Source organism: Nocardia sp. NPDC004151 (assembly GCF_042874235.1).
Taxonomy (GTDB): Bacteria; Actinomycetota; Actinomycetes; order Mycobacteriales; family Mycobacteriaceae; genus Nocardia.
The window spans coordinates 33,416-55,142 of sequence record NZ_JBIAMR010000013.1 but is presented as its reverse complement, the minus strand read 5'-3'; the positions used below and the strand labels follow the sequence as shown (position 1 = coordinate 55,142).

Below are 21,727 nucleotides of genomic sequence, written 5' to 3'. Positions count from 1 at the left end.
CGACAATCCCGTCGTGGGGATCGCGCTCCCGCACGAGAGCGCCGCGCTGCACGTCACCGGGACCGCGCTCTACACCGACGACCTGGTGTACCGCACCAAGGACGTGCTGCACGCCTACCCGGTGCAGGTCCCGCACGCGCACGCGCGGATCACCGCCCTGCGCACCGAGCCCGCGCTGCGGGTGCCCGGCGTGGTGCGGGTGCTCACCGCCGCCGACGTGCCCGGCGTCAACGACGCGGGCGTCAAGCACGACGAACCCCTGTTTCCCGACGAGGTCTGCTTCCATGGGCACGCCGTGTGCTGGGTGCTGGGGGAGTCTCTGGAAGCCGCGCGGCTGGGGGCTGCCGCGGTGGAGGTCGACGTCGAACCGCTGCCGTCGATCATCACCATCGCGGAGGCCGAGGCTGCCGGGAGCTTCCAGGGCGCGCAGCCCGAAGTCCGGTGTGGCGACCTGGAATCCGGGTTCGCCGCCTCGGCGCACATCTTCTCCGGGGAGCTCACGTTCTCCGACCAGGAACACTTCTACCTCGAAACCCACGCCGCCCTGGCACAGGTCGACGAGGCCGGGCAGGTGTTCGTGCAGTCGAGCACCCAGCATCCCTCCGAGACCCAGGAGATCGTGGCCCACGTGCTCGGGCTGCACAATCACGAGGTGACCGTCCAATGCCTGCGTATGGGCGGCGGATTCGGCGGCAAGGAGATGCAGCCGCACGGTTTCGCGGCCATCGCCGCGCTCGGCGCGACCCTCACCGGCCGCCCGGTCCGGTTGCGGCTCAACCGGACCCAGGATCTGACCATGTCCGGCAAGCGGCACGGCTTCCACGCGCGCTGGCGGGCCGGGTTCGACGCCGACGGGCACGTGCTGGCCCTCGATGCCACGCTGACCTCGGACGGCGGCTGGAGCCTGGACCTGTCGCAGCCGGTCCTGGCCCGCGCGCTGTGCCACGTCGACAATCTGTACTCGATTCCCAACGCGCGCTTCCGCGGTCGCATCGCCAAGACCAACAAGCCGTCCAATACCGCCTTCCGAGGGTTCGGCGGACCGCAGGGGATGCTGGTCATGGAGGACCTGCTGGGGCGGTGCGCGCCGCTGCTCGGCCTGGATCCGCGAGAACTGCGCCGCCGCAACTTCTATCGCCCCGGACAATTCACGCCCTACGGGCAGGAAGTGCGTCACGCCGAGAGAATCGCCGAGACCTGGGATCAAGTCCTGGCCAACGGTGAGATCGACTCCCGCACCAGGGAGATCGCCGCTTTCAACGCGTCGCATCGGCACGTCAAGCGTGGGCTCGCGGTCACCGGCGTCAAATTCGGCATCTCGTTCAACATGACGGCCTTCAACCAGGCCGGGGCACTGGTGCTGATCTACAAGGACGGGTCGGTGCTGATCAACCACGGCGGCACCGAGATGGGGCAGGGCCTGCACACCAAGATGCTGCAGGTGGCCGCCACCACGCTGGGCATCCCGCTGCGCAAGGTGCGGCTGGCGCCGACGCGAACGGACAAGGTGCCCAACACCTCCGCGACTGCCGCCAGTTCCGGCGCCGACCTCAACGGCGCGGCGGTGAAGAACGCCTGCGAACAGCTGCGGGAACGCCTGATCCGGGTGGCGGCGACGCGGCTGGGCGTCAACGCCTCCGATATTCGCATCGCCGACGGCGTCGCCCGCGCCCTCGGAGCCGGTGCCGAGGCGGTTCCGTGGGACGACCTGGTGCGCACCGCCTACCTGCAGCGGGTCCAGTTGTCGGCGGCCGGTTTCTACCGCACCGAGGGCCTGCACTGGGATGCCGAGACCATGCACGGGTCGCCGTTCAAGTACTTCGCCTACGGGGCCGCGGCCACCGAGGTGGAGGTGGACGGGTTCACCGGCGCGTACCGGGTCCGCCGGGTCGACATCGTTCACGACGTCGGCGACAGTCTGTCCCCGCTCGTCGACATCGGCCAGATCGAGGGGGGTTTCGTGCAGGGCGCGGGCTGGCTGACCCTCGAGGACATCCGCTGGGACACCGGCGACGGACCCGGGCGCGGCCGGCTGCTGACCCAGGCCGCCAGCACCTACAAGCTGCCGAGCTTCTCGGAGATGCCCGAGGAGTTCAACGTCAGCCTGCTGGCGCACGCGCACGAGGAGGGCGTGGTGTACGGGTCCAAGGCGGTGGGCGAGCCGCCGCTCATGCTGGCGTTCTCGGTACGCGAGGCGCTGCGGCAGGCGGCCGCCGCCTTCGGACCGGAGGGGGTGAGCGTGGAACTCGCCGCGCCCGCCACTCCGGAAGCCGTGTACTGGGCACTCGACGCCGCCCGTCGCACCGGCGAATCCGTCATGGAGACAGGCGAATTCGCCGCCGGCGAAAGCGTGCCCGCCGGTGCCTGACCTGACCTGGGCCACGGCCGTCGCGCGACTGCGCGAACGCCGGGAACCCGGTGTGCTGGTCACCGTGGCGACGGTGCGCGGTCACGCGCCCCGCCGCGCGGGCGCGAAAATGGTGGTGGGGCAGAGCGATACCTGGGGTTCGATCGGCGGCGGCAATGTCGAGGCCGTCGCCGTCGAACGCGCCCGTGAGCTGATCGCCCACCCGCCCGCGGAACCCGAGCTGATGGACTTCGCCCTCAACGACAAGGTCGTCAACCAGCACGGCGTGCAGTGTTGCGGCGGCACGGTCACCGTCCTGCTGGAACCGCTGCCGGTACCCCCGGCCGTCGCGATCTTCGGGGTCGGCCACGTGGGGCTGGAACTGGCCCGCATCCTGGCCCGCCACGAACTGGATCTGCACCTGATCGATACCCGGCCGGACATGCTCGCCGCCGGGCGGCTCGCGGCCCTGGACGACGCCATCGCCATGATCCACACCCACCGCGTCGCGCTGCTGCCCGAGGAGGTGCTGGGCCACCTGCCGCCCGGTACCCACGTCCTGATCATGACCCACGATCACGCGGAGGACGCCGCGCTCTGTGACGCCGCCCTGCGCACCGAGGGGCTGGGCACCATCGGGCTGATCGGGTCCCCGGCCAAATGGGCGCGCTTCACCAAACGGCTCACCGCCGAGGGTGGGCACCCGCCGGAAGTGTTGGCGCGCATCAAGACTCCGATCGGGCTGGCCGACATCACCGGCAAGGAGCCCGCGGTCATCGCCGTCAGTGTCGCGGCGGATCTGCTGCGCGCCTTCGAATCCGGCGCGGCCGACTGACCCCGGAGGCGGTCACCGGCGGGGGCGCGGATCTCCCCGGCCGGGGTCTATCGACGAGCCCAGCGTGCGCGGGCCGCCGCGGGTGCCCCACCCACCGCGATCATGAGCCCACCAGATCGCCCGGTGTGAGGCCCGCCGTCACCAACACCCGCACCCGACGCTGATGGGACTGCTCCTCGGCCGAATCCGGCAAGCGCGATCCCGGGGTGAGGGGCCCAGGGCGGTGGTGTCGTCATCGGGCGTTCTCGCGGCGTCAGCGGTGTCCCGGGAAATTCCGGGACCCGCCCGCGCCCGTCAATGGGTGGCGGCGAGCTCCACGCTGTGGGTGCCCGCGCGACGGCCGGAGAAGACACAGTCGGCCAGCGACAGGCCGCTCACGTACGAGTTCGAGCACACGCCGACCGCCGCCCGCCCCGCCGCGAACAGACCCGGGATCGCCGCGCCGGATTCGGTGCGGACCGCACCGGTCTCCTCGTCCACCACCAGGCCGCCGAGGGTCAGCATCGGCATCGGATAGGTGAGCCGCGCCTTGAACGAGATGTCCAGCAGCGTGAAGGGTCCCGAGTGCAGCGGGCGGCGCAGCTCGTCGGGCTTGCCCATCGGGTCGGGCAGCGACTGCTCGATGGCGCGATTGTGCGCGTCCACGGTCTTGCGCAGCGCCGCCGGTTCGATCCCGGCGCGGGCGGCGACCTCCTCCACGGTCCGGCCGCTCACGCTGCCGACCCGCAGCAGCCGCTCGGCCTGCATGCGCTGGAACCACACCGACTGCTCGGGCAGCTGACGGCGCGCCTCGGTGAGCAGCCGGGCATCGGCCAGCAGCCAGGCCTTGTTCCCGGGACTGGTCGCGATGGCCGCGCCCAATGCCGCGCCGTAGCGGGATTCGTCGATCATGCGCTGCCCGTTGGCATCCACGGCGATCGCACCGAAGAAGGCGCTCGACGGGGCGATGAACCGCCAGGTCGACAGCACGTTCATGCGATCGGTGGCCGCGCCCGCGGCCTGGGCCATGGCGATACCGCTGCCGTCGTCACCCGCGGTGCCCAGCGGCAGGCCCTCGGCCCAGGGGTAGTCGGGGGCGTGCCGCTCGACCATCTCGCCATTGGCGATGAAGCCGCCGGTGGTCAGAATGACACCCGAGCGCGCCCGAATGCGCACGGGCACACCGTAACGCCGCTCGATCCGGGCCAGCAGCGCCTGCACCGCCGTGCGCAGACCCTGGTGGTACACACCGGGTTTCGCCGAGATCTTGGCCAGCGCCGCGAACCGGCGTCGCACGGCCGGTGGGGCGCCGGCGATCGTGGTGGCCTCGACGCCGACCACCCGGCCGTCCTCGATCACGAGACTCGTTGCCCTGGTACCGGTCTGGACCCGGACCCCGTGCTTCGCGGCCGACTCGGCGAGCGGCCCGAACAGCTTCTTGCCCGACACCCCGCGCCCGTGCGCGCGATGCCCGCGCTGCCGCGGCTTCGCCAATTCCCGGAAGCCGCCGGAGTTCTCGCTGCCCGAGTAGTACAGGTAGTAGTCGTCGGTGGGGTAGGAGGTCTTGAACGGGCACAGTGACGCCTCGAACGGAACCCCGTGTCCGGTCAGCCAATCGATGAGGGCGGGCGATTCCTCGCAGAACCGGCGCAGCGTCTGCTCGCTCACCGTGTCGCCGACCTCGGCCCGCAGGTAGGCGAGCATGTTCTCGACATCGTCCTCGACGCCCGCGGCCCGCTGCACCCAGGTCCCGCCGCCCGCGTACACGATGCCACCGGAGAGCGCGGTCGCGCCGCCGCCCAGGTAGCGGTCCAGCGCCAGCACCTCCGCCCCGGACTCCCGCGCGGCCAGCGCCGCCGCGACACCCGCGCCGCCGTATCCGACGACCACCACATCGGCCGAAGAGTCCCAGGTCCGCACCGTTGCGACCACCTTCCCGAGCGAAGAAATACCCAGCGCCGAGAACTATAACTTGTTCTAGTTAGGTGGGTGGTTCGCGGCGAGCCGGTCGCGGCTGACCGAAATGCCGGTTACCGTCGGACGGATGGCCGGCAAGTCAGCCGCCCCGGCGATCGAGCTGCCGGTCGGCGAACACACGGTGCGCGTGTCCAATCCGGATCGGGTCTACTTCCCCGAGACCGGAGCCACCAAACTGGATCTGGTCCGGTACTACCTCAGCGTCGGCGACGGCATCGTCAACGCGCTGCGCGACCGGCCCTGCATGCTGCACCGCTTCCCCAAGGGCCTGCCCGGCGGCAAGGTCCACCAGAAGCGGCTGCCCGGCGGCGCGCCCGACTGGATCCCCACCGTTCAGCTCTATTTCCCCCGCTACGGACGCACGGCCGACGAACTCTGCGTGGAGAAACTCGCCGACGTGATCTGGGCGGTGCAGATGTCGACCGTCGAGTTCCACCCCTGGAACTCCCGGCGCTTCGACACCGAACTCCCCGACGAGTGGCGCATCGACCTGGACCCCATGCCCGACTGCCCGTGGTCGCGCGTGCGGCGGGTGGCCGGGGTGGTGCACGAGGTGCTCGACGAGCTCGGCGCGGTCGGCTGGCCGAAGACCTCCGGCGGCAAGGGATTACACGTCTACGTCCGGATCGCGCCCGAGTACGGCTTCCAGGACGTGCGCCGCGCCGCGTTGGCCTTCGCCCGCGAGGTGGAGCGCCGCGCGCCCGCCGACGTCACCACCGCGTGGTGGCGCAAGGACCGCGATCCGGCACACCTGTTCGTCGACTACAACCAGAACGCCCGCGACCACACCATCGCCGCCGCCTACTCGGTGCGCGGCGTCCCCGAGGCGACGGTCTCGACCCCCGTGCGCTGGAACGAGATTCCCGACATCCACCCCGGCGACTTCACCATGAAGACCGTCCCCGCCCGCTACGCCGACCTCGGCGATCTGCACGCCGGCATCGACGAGGCGGTCTTCGACCTCGCGCCGCTGCTGGAGTGGGCCGACCGCGACAAGATCGACGTCGACCTCGACGAGGACGCCGGCGACTAGAGCTCGTCGGTGCTGATCAGCCCGTCGCGGATGGCGCGTGCGACCAAAGCGGCCTTGGTCGGGGCGGAGCGGCCCACCGCGGCGTACTTGGCGCGTATGCGTTCCAGGTGGGTGTTGACCGTGCCCGGCGTAATGTAGAGCTGTTGGGCCACCAGGGCTTTGGATTCGGTCTGGAACCAGGCGAGCAGGACCTCGCGTTCACGCTGGGACAGTTTCGGGCGGTCGTCGCCGTCGGTGCTCATGGCCCGGGCCATGGTCGGGCTGAGGTAGGGGCGCACCTCGGCGGCGGCGTGCAGGGCGGCGATCAGGTGTTCGCGGCCTTCGGTTTTCGACAGGTAGGTGACCGCGCCCAGATCCAGGCAGTCGCGGACCAGGTGGGGTTCGGTGTGCTGCGAGTAGACGACCACGCGGTGGCCGCGCGCGCAGATGGTGGCCAGTGTGTTCAGATCCGGTGCGCGCTGGTCGAATTGGAGATCCAGGACGATGGCGTCCAGGTCGCCGCGATCGGGGCCGGTGGCGGCCAGGAAGGCCGCCGGGTCGGCGTGGTCCGCGGTCACCTCGAGGCGGGGCTCGGCGGCGGCGCACCAGCCGCGCACGCCGTCGCGGATCAGCGGGTGGTCGTCGACGATGGCGATGCGGATCATCGGGCGGTCTCCAGTTCGAAGCGGTGATGCAATCGCGCCCACAGCAATTCGCCCGCGGTGACGACCTCGGTGTGCACGGCGCCGGTGGGGTCGGCGGCCGCGGTGGACAGGGCGGACAGGCGGTCGACGGTATCGGCGGGGCAGTCGCCGAGCGCACTGACCGTGCAGCCGGTCGCGTCGGTGGTCACCACCACCCGAGCCCGGGAACGACTGGCGTCCAGCATGATCCGGGCCGCGGCCACCAGGTGCCCACGCACCGGGTCCGGCAGCTCACGGCCTGCTTCGGGACGGGCGTCGGCCTCGGCTTCGACGGTGACCGCGACCCCGCGCCGCTCCGCCGCGTCGATGCCGCCGCGCAGGTCGGCCAGCAGCGGATGGCCCAGGCCGTCCTGCTGGGTGAACAGGCGGCGCAGGCGCGCATACTCGGTGCGCGCGGCCGCCTGCACCGCGGGCTCGGCGGGGTCGAGGGTGCCATCGGCCAAACCCCGCAGCAGCGGCGTGAATTCGCTCAGCAGTTCGCGGTAGCGGCGCAGGCATTCCTGTTCGGTCATGTGGCCGACCGCGTCGGCGGTGCGGTGGCGCAGGCGTTCCCGGTGCAGGGCGGCGGCGTCGCGGGCCACACGGTCCAGGGTCGCGGCGAAGCGGGCGGTGAGGAACTGGAGGAAGAAGATGGCCGCGGTGTGATAGCCCAGCACCCGCAGGCTGTCCAGGCCCGGCGCCCGGACCAGGACGAGTGCGCACACCAGCACCCACCAGGCGGTCAGCGCGGTCAGCGACAGTCGCGGCGACAGCCGGAAACCGAGTGCCACCACGGCCCAGCCGGACGCGCCGATCGACCAGTTCGCGCCCGCCAGGACGGCATCCGCGGGCAGCAGGGCGATCAGGGTCAGCGAGGTTGCGATCGCGAGCGCCATGAGCGCGAGCGTCACCGATTCCCGGCGGCGCGGGATCAGCGCGGCCAGCGCGCATCCCACGTTCACCGCCACCAGCATCGCATCGACCGCCGCCGAGGGCGTCGCCGCCGCATCGGTGAGGGCGGACTGCAGCAGGGTGTCGGCGACCGCGACGCCGACGATGCCGTAGCCGAAACTGCGGCCCAGCCGTTCGATGCCCGCGGCCGGGGCGTCGAACGAGTGCTCCTCGGCGGCACCGGGTTCGGTGGTCGGCCAGCTCAGCCGCACCCGTGTCCCGTGGCCGGGGCGGCTGGTGACCTCGGCGTCGCCGCCGACGGCCCGCATGCGTTCGACGATCGAATGGCGGATGCCGTATCGGTCCTCGCCGGGGACGCCGTCGAAGCCGGCGCCGTCATCGGTGATCACCAGCGCGCCCGGCCCGGCGCTGATGTCGACGGTCGAGGCGCGGGCGTGGCGATCGACATTGGTGAGCGCCTCCCGGACGGCGGCGGTCACCGTCCACGCGAGGGCGCCGCGCACGGGCAGCGGGCCCGGGGTGCGCAGGGTGAGGGGCGTCGAACAGCCGTTGCTCACCTCCCGCAGCAGGACCGACAGGTCGGCCCGGGTGTCGTCGCCGGGCAGCGGAATCCCCGAATCCAGCACGGCCAGATCGCGGGCGGCCTGCCGGGCGATGCGGTCCCGATCCCCGGCCGCGCCCTGACCGACCATCAACAGCGTGGCCGCCGCGGTGTCGTGCATGACGGCCCACTGCTCATGCTCGTACCGGCGGCGCGCGGCTGCCACCTCGCTCGCGATCCGGGCGTCGGCGGCGGCGGTCACGGTCTGGTCGTGCACGGTGGCCGCGCCCAGCACCACCCGGCGCACGCCCACCGCCAGCAGCCACTCCACCAGCAAGTAGGCGACGGTCAGATCGGACAGGAAGTTCCACGGGGTGAGCCCCGGCGTGGCGCGATTGGCGTAGTAGAGCAGCAGCAGGACCAGACCGGTCACCGCCGCCGACACCCGCACCCGCTCCGCGATTCCGACCGAGATCACCGTTGCCGCCACGACCTTCACGTCGATGAGGTCTCCGGTCCCGATCCCGGAGGCGGCCACGCTGGTCGTTCCGAGAAGGTAGATGGCCACCACCGCGACATCGGCCGCGGTCCACCCGGGCCCGAGCCGGCGCCCCCACAGCCGGCTCGCGGACCACACCGCCAGCCCCAGCGTGACCGCCTGCCCCAGCCCCGGCTCGACCGCCCCACTCGCCAGATGCACCACCGTCAACAGCAGGCAAGCGGCGTGCCGGAACCGGATGGCCAGCCACGTCGCCTCCTGCGCGACCGCGGCGTGGGTCGGGTCGGCTTCGCGCAGCACCCGGCCACGGTACCGAACCGGATTCGGCCCAGCATCCCATCCCTTCCGGGGGCACGGGTGTCCGTCGAACACCCGACAGACAGACCCGTCCGACTACGGAATCGTGGAGGGCGCGGCAAGGGGTGCGAGGGTCCGTACCGCTGCCGCGGCCGCGGCCGTTGGCGGGCGGGGAGTCAACGGCCGCCGGGTCACCCGGGCCGGCGCGCGCGGAAGGTGACTACGCTTCAGGGTAGGAGCGCGCGCGGAGCGCAGAGCGCGGCGCGCGCGGCCCGGGCGCTCGCTCGCGATCGTCTGGTGGCGGTGGTCGCGCCCGATCATCGGCTCGCGGGTTGATCGGTGGTCGACCTGCGCACCCTGTCCACGGAAGTGTTCGTGGACTTGCCGGCCGGCACGGCGGGACGCATCCAATCCGACCAAGCCTTCGCCGCCGCGGGTCACGATCGTGACGTCGCTTTCGAGGTGACCACGGCCGACTACATCACCCGGCTCGTCGGACCGGGCCTCGCCGTCGCGATGCTGCCCGCCGCCTATGCGCCGCAACTGAGCGGTGTAGTCACCGTGGAGGTCGCCGACGCGCCGCCCCGCGTCGAGTACGTCATCTGGAACCGCGCTGGCAGCACGCCCGCGGCGACAGCCTTCCTCAACCTTGCTTCCCAAGGGCGGGCGTCCGGTGGCCGGTGCGATGCGCGCAAGCCCGCTCTTTCAAGGCCGGGTTAGCGCATCGAGGTTTTGGGGCGGCCAGGGTTGCGGGGTGGGCGGCGTTGCTGCTCGATGTATTGCTTGATGATCGATAGTGGTGCGCCGCCGCAGGATGCGGCGAGGTAGCTGGGGCTCCAGAGGTGTCCGTTCAGGTGGTGGCGATTCGCACGGCCGGTGAATTCGTAGTGCAAGCGGCGGGCGGAGACGCCTTTGAGGCTGTTCACGAGTTTGCTGATCGGGACTTTGGGCGGGTATTCGATCAAGAGGTGGAGGTGGTCGTCCTCGCCGTTGAACTCGATCAGCTCGGCTTCGAAGTCGGTGCAGACCCCCCGCATCACCTGTTCACACCTGGTCAGCATGGCGTCGTCGAGGACTCCGCGACGGTACCTGGTAACAAAGACCAAGTGGACGTGGAGCGCGGATACTACTGATCTGCCACGCCTGTATTCGGGTTCGGAAATCATAGGCCAATGATATGCTGGGCGAGTTGGCCTGAATGCTTCACGACCTACTCGAGGGAGGTGAATCGCCGTGTCGATCGTGCAACGTGCCTATCCGTCCGCGGATCTGGTGGAGGTGCTGGACATGCATTTGGGGCACGCGCGCTACCTCTACAACCTCGGGCTGGAACAGCGCGGCTACCATGTCAAAGGCCAGGCGTTCGGGCTGAACGCCGCCCAGCAGCAACGCGAATTGGCCGATGCCCGCAAGGAATTCGAGTGGCTGCGAGCGGGTTCGTCCTCGGTTCAGCAGGCCGCTCTCCGCGATCTGGATCGCGCGTTCAGGAACTTTTTCGACCGTCGTGCCGGATACCCGAATTTCAAGAAACGCCATCGTGGGCGCGAGAGTTTCGTGGTGCGCGATGTGGTCGTGCGTCGGTTGAACAGGCGCTGGGGCGAGATAGCGATTCCGAAATCGGCGATCCGGCTGCGGTTCCGGGTCACGGTCGCCTGGGATCGGATCGCCGCCGCTAAATCGGCGCGAGTCACGTTCGGCAACGGAGTCTGGCACGTGTCGTTCGTAACGGTCCCATCGGGGAAAAACGTTGCGGGGAACGACGCCGTCCTGGGTGTCGATCGGGGCGTGGCCAACTCCATCGCCACCAGCGATGGTGAATTCTCCACCGCGCCTGGATTATCGGAAGCCCAGCAGCGCCGCGCGAAATCGCTGCAGCGCAAGCTGGCGCGCCAGCAACGCGGCTCGCGGGCTCGGGAGGAAACCAAGCGTCAGCTGGGCAGGCTGCGTCTGGTCGATCGTCGTCGCAAGACCGATTGGGTGGAGCAGACCACCACGCGGCTCGTTCGCACCTACGACGGGTTCGCCCTGGAGAAGCTGCCGATCAAGAACATGGTCAAAAAGCCCGCGCCCAAGCCGGACCCTGATCAACCGGGCGGGTATTTGTCCAACGGTCGTGCGGCCAAGCGTGGTCTGGCGCGGGGGATCATGTCCTCGTGCTGGGGCGAGTTCGCGCGCAGGCTGGGTGATAAATCAACCGTGGTGTTCGTGCCCGCGGCGAACACTTCCCGCACATGTGTGCCGTGCGGCCATATTTCGGCCGGAAACCGTCAGAGCCAAGCGGTATTCCGGTGTGAGAACTGCGGCCATGAAGCGCATGCCGATACCAACGCGGCAATCAATATCCGAGATCGAGCATTCTCAGAACCCGAGGACATCGGGGGATCGGGTGTGGAAGTCTCCTCCACGGGAGCAGCACCAACCAGTGGGTTAATCGCAAGAAACACCCCACTCCCTCTTGCTCGAGAGGGAATCCCGGCCTTTCAAAGCCGGGAGGATGTCAATACGCTTCTCAGTAGGAGCGGGGAAGCGGAGTAGCCGAGCTGAGGCGACACACCGGCGCAGGAGGCGCGGGATGGAGTGGTTCAGCGCACCGGAATACTGGCTCGCGCGACAGGTGGTGACGCGCGGGGTGGCCTTCGTCTATGTGATCGCCTTCGTGTCGGCGGCCCGGCAGTTCCGGGCGTTGCTCGGGGAACACGGCATGCTGCCGATCCCGCGCTGGGTCGCGCGGCGGTCGTTCCGGGCGACGCCGAGCATCTTCCACCTCTATTACTCCGACCGGTTCTTCGCGGCTGTGGCCTGGGGTGGCGCGGCGGTGGCGGCGGCGCTGGTGTGCGGGGCCGCGGATCTGCTGCCGCTGTGGGCGGCCATGCTGGTGTGGCTGCTGCTGTGGGTCCTCTACCTGTCGATCGTGAACGTGGGGCAGGTCTGGTACTCGTTCGGCTGGGAGTCACTGCTGCTGGAGGCCGGATTCCTGGCCGTGTTCCTCGGCAACGACCGGGTCGCGCCGCCGGTGCTCGTGCTGTGGCTGGCGCGCTGGCTGGTGTTCCGGGTGGAATTCGGCGCCGGGCTGATCAAGATGCGCGGCGATCGGTGCTGGCGGGATCTGACCTGCCTGTACTACCACCACGAGACCCAGCCGATGCCCGGTCCGCTGAGCTGGTTCTTCCACAATCTGCCCCGGCCGCTGCACCGGGTCGAGGTGGCGGCCAATCACGTGGCCCAATTGGTGGTGCCGTTCGGGCTTTTCGCGCCGCAGCCGGTGGCGAGCATCGCGGCGACGATCATCATCGTCACCCAGACCTGGCTGGTGTTGTCCGGGAACTTCGCGTGGCTCAACTGGCTGACCATCATCCTGGCGTGGTCGGCGATCTCGAATTCCGCCGCTGCACTGGTGTTCCCGGTGTCGACGCCGACCGATCTCGCGGAGTCCCCACTCTGGTTCACGGTGCTGGTGTTCGCGTTCACCGGCGTCACGCTGACGCTCAGCTACCTGCCGGTCCGCAATATGCTGTCGCATCGGCAGCGAATGAACGAGTCCTACAACCCATTCCACCTGATCAACACCTTCGGCGCGTTCGGCGTCATCGACCGCATCCGCTACGAGGTGGTCATCGAGGGCACCGACGAGGCGTTCCTCACCCGCCATACCCGGTGGCGTGAATACGAATTCAAGGGCCAGCCCGGCGATCCGCGCCGCATGCCCCGCCAGTTCGCCCCGTACCACCTGCGCCTGGACTGGCTGCTGTGGTTCGCGGCCCACTCCTCCGCCTACGCGCGACCGTGGTTCGAGGGCTTCCTGCGCCGCCTGCTGCGCAACGACCGCGACACGCTGCGCCTGGTGCGCCGCAACCCGTTCCCGGACGACCCTCCCCGGCACGTCCGGGCGCTGCTCTACGAGTACCGCTTCACCGGCCCACGGGAACTGCTCGAAACCCGGGCCTGGTGGGTCCGCGACGTAGTCGGCTCGTACGTGCCGCCGCTGTGACCACGGGCTCCTCACCCAGCTGGGCGCGCAGTTCGCGGCGACGGTCCGTGCCGACACCGCGGCGATCGCGATAGGTGATCGCGCCTTCCATCGCCCAGAGCATCTCCAGGTCGAGGCCCTGCACCTTGGCCGCGCGCATGCGGCGGTAGGCCTCGACGGGACCGATGGCGGCGAGGTCGTCGAGCGTGGTCACGTCCGCGTGGGCCAGCATGGCGGCCGCCGCGGCCCCGAGCTCGTAGCCGCGGTCGCGCCACACGCGAATCCTCAGATGGGCTTCGCCGCGGACTGTTTCGGCTTCCCGCCAGATGGCCGGGCGCAGCACGTCGGGGTCGACCGGGCCTTCCTGCCGCGAAAGCACGTGCGCGCGAGCCCGACCGGCCACGGTCACCATCGGCCGGAAGCGGCGGAAGATCTGGATCTCACCGTCGTAGCCCCCGTCGTACGGGCCGAGGTAGGTGTAGTCGGTGCCGTACGGGCCGGACGCGTCCAGCCCGGTGGCGCTCAGCGCCCAGGCGCGGGCTTCGTCGGGACTCGACGGGGTGAGCACGACCAGCCCGTGACTGCGGGTGACGCGGCCGCGATGCCGCCGGTGATGGTACCGGCTCCACCAGCCCTCCAGGGCAGCCGGTTCCAACGTCCGGTCCAGCCCGAAGGTCTGCCACCGCACGGTGCCCTCCGGCTTCGACAACGGCAACCGCCGCTTCAGCTGCCCCGCGGTCCGATCATCGAACGGCGTGCACCAGCCCGGCACCACGAGGATCGGATCGGGCGGCTCGGCATCGAATGGATTCGGGGTGAGGAAGGCCCGATCGATGAGCACGACCGTCCCCGGGCGAGCCTGATACGACAACCCCCACAGCAACCGGCCCAGCAGCCGCGAACCGTGATCGTCCGACAGCACGTGCCAGGTCTCGTGAAACCGGTTGGTGCTGAACCGCGCCCGCGTCCCGGGCCGCAATGTGATCACCGTGTGGGTACGACCGGGCGACCGCACCAGGTGCCGGTGCAGTTTGAGGCCGTCGGTGATGGAACGGGCCGTACTCGTGCGCTGCTGCTTCATCGGGTTCTATGACGCCATAGCGGTGCGCCCCGGATCAACCGGATTTCGACGGGGTCGGTTTGTTGCGCTTCGGCCACCGTGTGGGTTCACGTCGGCAACTATTCAGCGAATTTCATGGAGCGCTGCCTAGCGTGCTTGATATGACGCCGTCGAATAACGAGCAGTCGCCCTCCGACGATCGTGGTTCCGATCCCCGGACCACCCGTGGCAAACTCTCCAGGCGCTCTATCCTGGGTGGCTTCGCGGCCGCGGGCGTCGGCGCCGCCGCGGTCCCGTTCCTCGCCGGGTGCGACAAGTCCTCCGGTGACGGCCCTCCCGGCTACGGGACCGGCATCAACGAGGGGTTCGACGGCACGATCGAGCTCGACGTCCGTGATTCCACACCGGATTGGAAGCCGTTCGAGCTGAAGAAGGCCCCCGACGGCGCGCCCAATGTGCTGGTGGTGTTGTACGACGACACCGGGCTGGCCTCGTGGTCCCCCTACGGCGGTCGCATCAATATGCCGACCCTGCAGAAGCTGGCCGACAACGGGCTCACCTACACCCAGTGGCACACCACCGCCCTGTGCTCGCCCACCCGCTCCACCATGCTGACCGGGCGCAATCACCACGTGAACCGTTTCGCGTCGATCACCGAGGCCGCCAATGGATTCCCCGGCGCGGCGGGTCGTCTGCCCGCGCAGTGCGCGACGGTCGGTCAAGTGCTGCAGGACAACGGCTACAGCACCTTCTGGGTCGGCAAGGACCACAACGTGCCCGAGGAGGACATCTCCCCGGGCGGCAACAAATCCGAGTGGCCGACCCAGATGGGCTTCGACCGCTTCTACGGATTCCTCGGCGGCGAGACCAACAACTGGTATCCGGACCTGGTGGAGGACAACCGGTTCATCGAGCAGCCCTACGGTCCCGAGCAGGGCTACCACCTGTCCAAGGATCTGGCCGACAACGCCATCAAGATGCTGCGTGACCAGCGCTCGAGCAACCCGTCCAAGCCCTGGTATCTGTGGTTCTGCCCGGGCGCCAATCACGCGCCGCACCACAGCCCCACCGAATACGCCGAGAAGTACAGGGGCAAGTTCGACGACGGCTACGAGGCCTATCGCGGATGGGTTCTCGCCCGCATGATCGACAAGGGCATCATGCCCAAGGGCACCGCGCTGACCCCGCTCAATCCGCTGCCGAAAGACGTCGCGGTGGACGCGGACGCGGTGCGGCCGTGGGAGTCGCTCAATGCCGACGAGAAGCGGCTGTTCTCCCGCATGGCCGAGGTGTTCGCCGGGTTCTCCGAGTACACCGACGCCCAGGTCGGGAGGATCGTCGAATACCTCGAACAGACCGGCCAGATGGACAACACGGTCATCTTCTACTGCGCCGACAATGGCGCCTCCGGGGAAGGCTCCCCGAACGGCTCGGTCAATGAGAACAAATTCTTCAACGGCTACCCCGACGACCTCGCCGAGAACATGCGGTACATAGACCGGCTCGGCACCCCCGACACCTACAACCACTATCCGACCGGCTGGGCCGTGGCCTTCTCCACCCCATTCCAGATGTTCAAACGCTACGCACAGTACTCCGGCGGCACCTGCGATCCGCTGATCATCCACTGGCCCAAGGGAATCAAGGCCAAGGGGCAGATCCGACACCAGTACCACCACTGCGTCGACATCGTGCCCACCATCCTCGACGTCACCGGTGTCTCGATGCCCGAGCAGTACCGTGGCGTCAAGCAGTACCCGATCACCGGCGTATCCATGCGATACACGTTCGACGACGCCGACGCCGCGACGAAGAAGCAGCGCCAGTACTACGCGATGCTCGGCACCCGCGGCATCTGGGAGAACGGCTGGAAGGCCTCGGCGGTGCACGCCGCGATCAGCGGGAAGGGCCAGTTCGATCAGGACAAGTGGGAGCTCTACCACGTCGACGAGGACCGCTCCGAATCCAAGAACCTGGCCGACCAGCACCCGGACAAGCTGAAAGAGCTGATCAACGCGTGGAACGAGGAGGCGAAGGACAACTATGTCCTGCCGCTCGACGATCGCACCGCCGTCCAGCAACTCGGTGTCGAACGTCCCCAGGCCGAACCGCCGCGCGACCGATACGTCTACTACCCCGGCACCTCACCGGTTCCCGAGGGCGTCGCGGTCAATATTCGCGGCAAGTCCTACAAGATCCTCGCCGCCGTCGACCTCGCACCGGACGCGCAAGGGGTCATCTTCGCGCACGGTTCGCGTTTCGGCGGGCACGCCCTGTTCATCAAGGACGGCACCCTGCATTACGTCTACAACTTCCTCGGCATCGCGCCCGAACAGGACTTCGTCGCCGCGGCGCCACTGACCCCGGGCAAACACACCCTCGGCATGGAATTCGCCCGGGAGGGCGCGGGCCCGAACGGCGAATCCCTCGGCGCCACAACGCTCTACGTTGACGGTCAGCCCGTCAACAAGGGTCCGATGCGTGCCCAGACCGGCAAGTTCAGCCTCGCCGGTGACGGACTGTGTGTGGGTTACGACAGCGGAGACAGTGTGTCCCTCCAGTATCGGACCCCCGGAACCTTCACCGGCGGAACCATCGAGAACGTCACCGTCGACGTGGGCAAGGAGTCCTACACCGACCTGCAGAAGGAGGCAGCAGCGGCGCTCGAGCGCAACTAGCCGCCCCCAACCGGTCAGGCGGTGACGCCGGCGCTGCCGTTCTCCAGGTGACCGGCGAAGTGCCTGCGCCAGTTGCCGTTTCCGGACGCGGTCAGGGCCAGGTCGTACCAGCCCTGGTCGAGCGGGGCGGCGAAGTCGCGGGTGGCTCCCGCGTCGACGGTGCTGCGGGAGCCGCCGACATCGATCGTCGCCGCAGCGGAACCGGAATTGCGCACGGTGACAACGAAAGTCGGACTGGACGCGGTGCCGCCGATGGCCGCCGTGGCGGTCAGTCCGGCGTCGCCGTCGCCCGAGGCCTCGGCGACGAAGCCGTTGGGCGCGTGGACGGCGAAGTCGTAGGAGCCGTTCACCGGGAAGCGCTCCTCGGCGGTCGCGCCGGGCGCGACGACCGTCTGCCGGATCGAATTGCTCTGGTAGGCAAAGGTTTGGAAGGGCATGGGGACCGAGCCCTGATTGCCGAGGCGGATGGACGCGTTCGCGCCGGAGACCTCGATCCAGGCCAGGGGCTGGTAGGGGAGTGGCCGGGCCTTGGCGCGGCCGGGCTCCTGGACGGGCATCTGCTGACCCGCCGGCGACGGCGGGACCGGCTTGGGCAGGTTCTTCTGCCCGGCGGCGCGAGCGCGCTCGGCATTGGCGTCGGGCAGCGTCGGGATGCTGGTATCGCGGCGGCTGAAATCGAAGCAGCTGGTGAGGTCACCGCAGACGTCGCGCCGCCAGGCGGAGATATTGGGTTCGGCGACGCCGGTCCAGGCCTCGAGGAAGCGCAGCACCGACGTGTGGTCGAACACCTGGGAATTCACGTATCCGCCGCGGCTCCACGGGGAGATGACCAGCATGGGGACGCGCGGGCCGAGGCCGATGGGGGCGTTGCCGCTCAGCCCCGAGGCCGCCTTGGTGATCAGGTTGCCGATGCTCGCCGAACCCGAGCTCGAGCCCAGCGTCGCCGAGCCGGAGCTCAGGTCGCCGCCGATATCGCCCGCCGCGGGCAGGATCTCGTCGAGGGTGCCGGGCGGCGCGGTCGGGGGCACCATGTGGTCGAAGAAGCCGTCGTTCTCGTCGTAGTTGACCAGCAGGACGGTGGACTCCCACAGTTTCGGGTTGTCCCACAACGCTTTCAGGACACGCTGGATGTAGGCGGCGCCGTCGGCCGGGCGGTAGGCCGGGTGCTCGGAGTAGCCGGCGGGCGCGACGACCCAGGACACCTGGGGCAGGTTTCCGCTGGCGCAGTCCGAGATGAACTGCTGCAGAACGTAATCGATATTGCTGCCGTCGACGCCGGCCGGCGGGGGCGTCATGCCGCCCGCGGTCACCATGGCGCGGTCGGCCAGCTGCCGGACGGCGGGATCAGTGGATTTCGCGGCATTGTGGTAGTTCTGGAACAGCCACAGCGGGTTGTCGCCGTAGTCCGCGAGGAATGGGCCGCCGCTGTGCGAGTCGGCGTACACCTGCCACGAAATCCCGGCCTGTTGCAGGCGTTCCGGGTAGGTGGTCCAGTGGAAGGCGGGCCGATAGTCCGGCGGATTGGCCACCGCGGGTCCGCCCGCGCGCCCGCCCGGGTCGATGGTGCCGGTCCAGTGGTAGAGCCGGTTCGGGGTGGTCGGGCCCTGGATCGAGCAGAAGTAGTGGTCGCAGATGGTGAACGCGGATGCCAGCGCGCGATGGAACGGGATGTCGGCCTCGGTGAAATAGCCCATCGTCATCTTGGACTTGGCCGCGATCCACGAGTGGTACGCGCCGTCGGCCCACGCCACGTGGGTGGTGTTCCAGTCGTGCGCGAGATCGCCCATGTCCTGGCCGTCCACGCGGGTGGTGTCCACATGCCAGGGCAGCAGGAATCCGGTGCTGCTGAACGCGTCCGGCTGCTGGAAGGCGTTCCGTTGCCCGCCACCGCCCGACCCGCTGCCGCTCCCGCTGCCGCTCCCGGTGCCGGACCCGCTGCCGCTGCCGCTGGCCGAACCGCTGGCGCTGCCGGTGCCCGCCGACCCACTGCCCAGGTCGGTGCCGGGCCCGCCGGCCAGCACCGCGTCCATGGCGGCCTGCAACACCGGGTTGTAGCCGCCCGCGGGCAGGCGCACGGCGCGCTTGTCACCGAAACCCCGAACGCCGCTCATGGTTCCGAAGTAGTGGTCGAAGGACCGGTTCTCCTGCATCAGGATCACCACGTGCTGTACCTGATCGAGGCTGCCCGAGCGGCCCGGTTCCGCCAGCGCCTCCGCCATGCCCTCCGGCAGCCCGGCCACCCCCGCCGCGCCCGCCGCGCCGGCGGCGAGCATGCCGCCCAGCACCTTCCGCCGATTCGCCGTTCCGAATCCACGCCCCATCAGGAATCTCCATTCAGCATGTCGGTCAACACTTCCGACTCACGTCCCGTCGAGGTCTCGGGGACGCGCCGAAGGATGCTATGGCACCGCCGCGATCGGGCGGAAACACTGATTTCGGGGTAATTGACAAGTGCTGGTTGTCGATGGCGAATCGGCCCGCAGAAGTTGGCCGGCTGATCATCTTCGGGTCATGCGGGGGTGTCAGGGTGGCCGGGTGGGTATGCAGACACAGCCGCGGCCGGTGCGGGTGGTGCGCTCGTTCCATGCACTGTGTGACGGGTTGGTCGCGCTACTGCCGGGGCGGCTGCGCGGCTTCGTGGCTCCCACCTTCGTCGGCTATCTACTGGTGAGCGCCTTCACCTTCGGCGTGGACCTGCTGCTGCTCACCGCGCTGCACGCGGTGGCGCCGCTACCGGTCGCGGTGACCGTCGCCTATTGCACCGCTTTCGGATTGAGCTACCTGCTGAACCGGGTCCTGAACTTCGAATCGCATGCCTCGGTCGGCCCACAGCTGGCCCGCTACATCGTGGTGGTGGTCGTGAACTACCTCGCGTTCATCCTCGGCGTGACGAGCGGCGTCGCGGCGCTGGGCGTCGACTACCGGATCGCCCGCGTCGTGGGCGGTCTCGGCGAGGGGCTGTTCATGTACGCGTCCATGCGCTGGATCGTCTTCCGGACCAAGACCGCACCGTAGCGGTTCAGAGGAAGGTGCCGCAGGTGGGCCAGGCGCCCGGACCCTGCCGGGCGAGGACGCGTTCGGCGACGCGGATCTGCTCCTCCCGGGTGGCATCGGCCGGATTCCCCCTGCCGCCGTATGCCCGCCATGTGCTGGGGCTGAATTGCAGGCCGCCGTAGTACCCGTTTCCGGTGTCGGCGGTCCAGTCCCCGCCCGCCTCGCACTCGACCACGGCGTCCCAGTCGTGCCGGGGCCGGGCCTCCGCGGTGGCGGATACTGCGCAGGTCAATGCTGTGAAACCAAGTGCGAGAGCGAGGGTGCGGGTGGGTCTTCGAAACTCGCGCTGTCCGATCATGGCGTATCTCCGCCCTGGTAGACGAACGCGCGGGCAACAATCAGACGATGGTAACTGAATATTCGCTCATTATTGGAATTTGAAGTCCGCAGGATCCGGTTCGGCCAGCATCGACTCCATGGTGGCGCGGTCGAACGGCAGCAGGTCGATACTGCCGCCCTCGGTGAAGTACCAGGAGTTGCAGCCGGTGTTCCACACCGTCGGGCCCATGGCTTCGGCCACCTCGGACTCGAAACGGTCGGTCGCCTCCTCAGTGACCTCCACGGTGTCGAATTCGCCCGCGCTCCACCGCTGGATCCAGCGGGTGATGTAGCGCGCGGTCACCTCGGCGGCGTGGTGCAGCGGGATCGAGCCGGTGGGGGAGTGCGGGCCCAGCACGGTGAACAGGTTGGGGAAGCCCGGGATCGCGGTCATGCGGTAGGCGCGCGGTCCCTTCGCCCAGGCGTCGTCGATCGAGACGCCGTCGCGGCCGGTCAGATTCATCGGCCGCATGTAGTCGTGGGCGCGGAAGCCGGTGGCCAGCACGATCATGTCGACATCGTGGTGGCGGCCGTCGGCGGTGCGGATGCCGGTCGGGGTCACGGCGTCGATGCCGGTGGTGACCAGCTCGGCATTGCGGGCGCGCAGGGCCCGGTAATAGGTCCCCGACAGCACCTGGCGCTTGCACAGCGGCTCGTAATCGGGAGTGAGCCGCTCGCGCAGACCCGGTTCCAGGACCTGGGTGCGCAGGCTCAGGCGGGCGTACTCCTGCACCGCGCGCCGCCGCCAGCTCGGGCGGGTGACCACGTCGGTGAACAGCCGCGCGCCGGTCATCCCCGCTCGGTAGAGCGCGCGATTCACCTGTGGCAGCCGCTTGAGCGCCGCGCCGACCAGTGCGGGCTGCGGGATCTGCATGGGGGCCCAGATCACCCACTGCGGGCTGCGCACGAAGTGGGTGATGCTCGCGGCCCTCGGCTGCAGCGCCGAAACCACCTGGACGCCGGTCGATCCCGTGCCGAGCACCGCGATCCGCTTGCCGTCGGTCTCCACGGTGTCGTCCCAGCGCGCGGTGTGCACGATGGGGCCGGTGAACTCGGACAGGCCCGGGATGTCGGGCACGGCGGGATGATGCAGCACACCGGTGGCGGCGATGACGAAATCGGCGGTGTGGCTGCTGCCGTCGGCCGTCTCGACCCGCCAGGCGGAGCCGGAGAACGTCGCGGCGACCACCTCCGCATTCACCCGCAGGTGCGGCCGCAGACCGTACTGCTCCACCACGTCGGCGAGGTACCCCTGAATCTCCGGGCCCGGCGCGAAGATGTGCGACCAGTCCGGCTTCGGCGCGAACCCGAACTGGTACAGCTGCGAGGGCACGTCGCAGGTCAGGCCCGGATAGCGGTTCCAATGCCACACCCCGCCGACGTCGGAGCCCTTCTCGAGGATCGTGAAGTCGTGGAAACCCTTGCGCTGCAGGGTGATAGCGGTGGCGATTCCGGACACGCCGGCGCCGATGATCACGATCCGAGGCTGCCGCGGCGCGCCCATCCCCAACCTCCTTGTTGGATACCCGAAGAACTCAAATACTGACGGTATTTGGAATCGCCGGGTA

At 69.2% G+C, this 21,727-nt stretch carries 16 protein-coding genes; 8 read left to right on the top strand and 8 right to left on the bottom strand.

Annotation, left to right across the window (positions count from 1 at the left end; translation table 11 throughout):
* Positions 1-13 precede the first annotated feature (13 nt).
* Together xdhB and xdhC are read left to right on the top strand one after the other, a co-directional pair.
* Positions 14-2,368, top strand: coding sequence for a xanthine dehydrogenase molybdopterin binding subunit (gene xdhB / locus ACFYTS_RS26195; RefSeq protein WP_387307857.1), 2,355 nt, complete (start codon positions 14-16; stop codon positions 2,366-2,368).
* A complete protein-coding gene (gene xdhC, locus ACFYTS_RS26190) occupies positions 2,361-3,182 on the top strand; it encodes a xanthine dehydrogenase accessory protein XdhC (protein ID WP_387307855.1) in 822 nt (273 codons plus the stop codon). The genes xdhB and xdhC overlap by 8 nt, the downstream gene beginning before the upstream one ends.
* 294 nt (positions 3,183-3,476) lie before the next feature.
* Here xdhC and ACFYTS_RS26185 read toward each other — a convergent pair whose 3' ends face one another.
* On the bottom strand, positions 3,477-5,093 hold the full coding sequence (locus ACFYTS_RS26185) for an FAD-binding protein (protein ID WP_387307853.1): 1,617 nt from the start codon (positions 5,091-5,093) through the stop codon (positions 3,477-3,479).
* A 112-nt stretch (positions 5,094-5,205) separates the two neighbouring features.
* Here ACFYTS_RS26185 and ligD point away from each other — a divergent pair, with 112 nt between their 5' ends.
* Entirely contained in the window at positions 5,206-6,171 is a 966-nt protein-coding gene (gene ligD, locus ACFYTS_RS26180; protein ID WP_357288010.1) for a non-homologous end-joining DNA ligase, read from the top strand.
* Here the strand turns inward: ligD and ACFYTS_RS26175 are convergent.
* Entirely contained in the window at positions 6,168-6,815 is a 648-nt protein-coding gene (locus tag ACFYTS_RS26175) for a response regulator (RefSeq protein ID WP_387307851.1), read from the bottom strand. The genes ligD and ACFYTS_RS26175 overlap by 4 nt on opposite strands.
* Positions 6,812-9,085, bottom strand: a complete 2,274-nt coding sequence (locus tag ACFYTS_RS26170) for a sensor histidine kinase (protein ID WP_387307849.1) — start codon at positions 9,083-9,085, stop codon at positions 6,812-6,814. The genes ACFYTS_RS26175 and ACFYTS_RS26170 overlap by 4 nt, the downstream gene beginning before the upstream one ends.
* Before the next feature lie 336 nt (positions 9,086-9,421).
* On the opposite strand from ACFYTS_RS26170, the gene ACFYTS_RS26165 reads away from it, so the two are divergent.
* Positions 9,422-9,802, top strand: coding sequence for a LysR substrate-binding domain-containing protein (locus ACFYTS_RS26165; RefSeq protein WP_357288018.1), 381 nt, complete (start codon positions 9,422-9,424; stop codon positions 9,800-9,802).
* Here ACFYTS_RS26165 and tnpA read toward each other — a convergent pair.
* Positions 9,799-10,248 (bottom strand): IS200/IS605 family transposase, encoded by a 450-nt coding sequence (tnpA, locus tag ACFYTS_RS26160; protein ID WP_387307847.1) that lies wholly within the window; start codon positions 10,246-10,248, stop codon positions 9,799-9,801. The two genes, ACFYTS_RS26165 and tnpA, sit on opposite strands and share 4 nt — an antisense overlap.
* Positions 10,249-10,315: 67 nt before the next feature.
* Between tnpA and ACFYTS_RS26155 the strand changes: the two genes are divergently transcribed.
* A complete protein-coding gene (locus ACFYTS_RS26155; protein ID WP_357288023.1) occupies positions 10,316-11,617 on the top strand; it encodes a transposase in 1,302 nt (433 codons plus the stop codon).
* Positions 11,618-11,654: 37 nt separating this feature from the next.
* Positions 11,655-13,070, top strand: coding sequence for a lipase maturation factor family protein (locus tag ACFYTS_RS26150; protein ID WP_357288025.1), 1,416 nt, complete (start codon positions 11,655-11,657; stop codon positions 13,068-13,070).
* Here the strand turns inward: ACFYTS_RS26150 and ACFYTS_RS26145 are convergent.
* A complete protein-coding gene (locus tag ACFYTS_RS26145) occupies positions 12,991-14,130 on the bottom strand; it encodes a TfoX/Sxy family DNA transformation protein (RefSeq protein WP_387307844.1) in 1,140 nt (379 codons plus the stop codon). The genes ACFYTS_RS26150 and ACFYTS_RS26145 overlap by 80 nt on opposite strands.
* Positions 14,131-14,270: 140 nt before the next feature.
* Here ACFYTS_RS26145 and ACFYTS_RS26140 point away from each other — a divergent pair, with 140 nt between their 5' ends.
* The gene (locus tag ACFYTS_RS26140) at positions 14,271-16,787 is read left to right on the top strand and encodes an arylsulfatase (RefSeq protein ID WP_387307843.1); all 2,517 of its coding nucleotides are present in this window, start codon (positions 14,271-14,273) and stop codon (positions 16,785-16,787) included.
* Between the two features lie 14 nt (positions 16,788-16,801).
* On the opposite strand, the gene ACFYTS_RS26135 is transcribed toward ACFYTS_RS26140, so the two are convergent.
* The gene (locus tag ACFYTS_RS26135; RefSeq protein ID WP_387308049.1) at positions 16,802-19,006 is read right to left on the bottom strand and encodes a phosphocholine-specific phospholipase C; all 2,205 of its coding nucleotides are present in this window, start codon (positions 19,004-19,006) and stop codon (positions 16,802-16,804) included.
* 322 nt (positions 19,007-19,328) lie between these two features.
* Here ACFYTS_RS26135 and ACFYTS_RS26130 point away from each other — a divergent pair, with 322 nt between their 5' ends.
* The gene (locus ACFYTS_RS26130) at positions 19,329-19,802 is read left to right on the top strand and encodes a GtrA family protein (RefSeq protein ID WP_387308047.1); all 474 of its coding nucleotides are present in this window, start codon (positions 19,329-19,331) and stop codon (positions 19,800-19,802) included.
* A gap of 4 nt (positions 19,803-19,806) precedes the next feature.
* On the opposite strand, the gene ACFYTS_RS26125 is transcribed toward ACFYTS_RS26130, so the two are convergent.
* Complete coding sequence (locus ACFYTS_RS26125) at positions 19,807-20,139, bottom strand: transglycosylase family protein (protein ID WP_387307841.1); 333 nt, start codon at positions 20,137-20,139, stop codon at positions 19,807-19,809.
* A 69-nt stretch (positions 20,140-20,208) separates the two neighbouring features.
* Positions 20,209-21,663 (bottom strand): NAD(P)/FAD-dependent oxidoreductase, encoded by a 1,455-nt coding sequence (locus ACFYTS_RS26120; RefSeq protein ID WP_357288036.1) that lies wholly within the window; start codon positions 21,661-21,663, stop codon positions 20,209-20,211.
* Between the last annotated feature and the right edge of the window lie 64 nt (positions 21,664-21,727).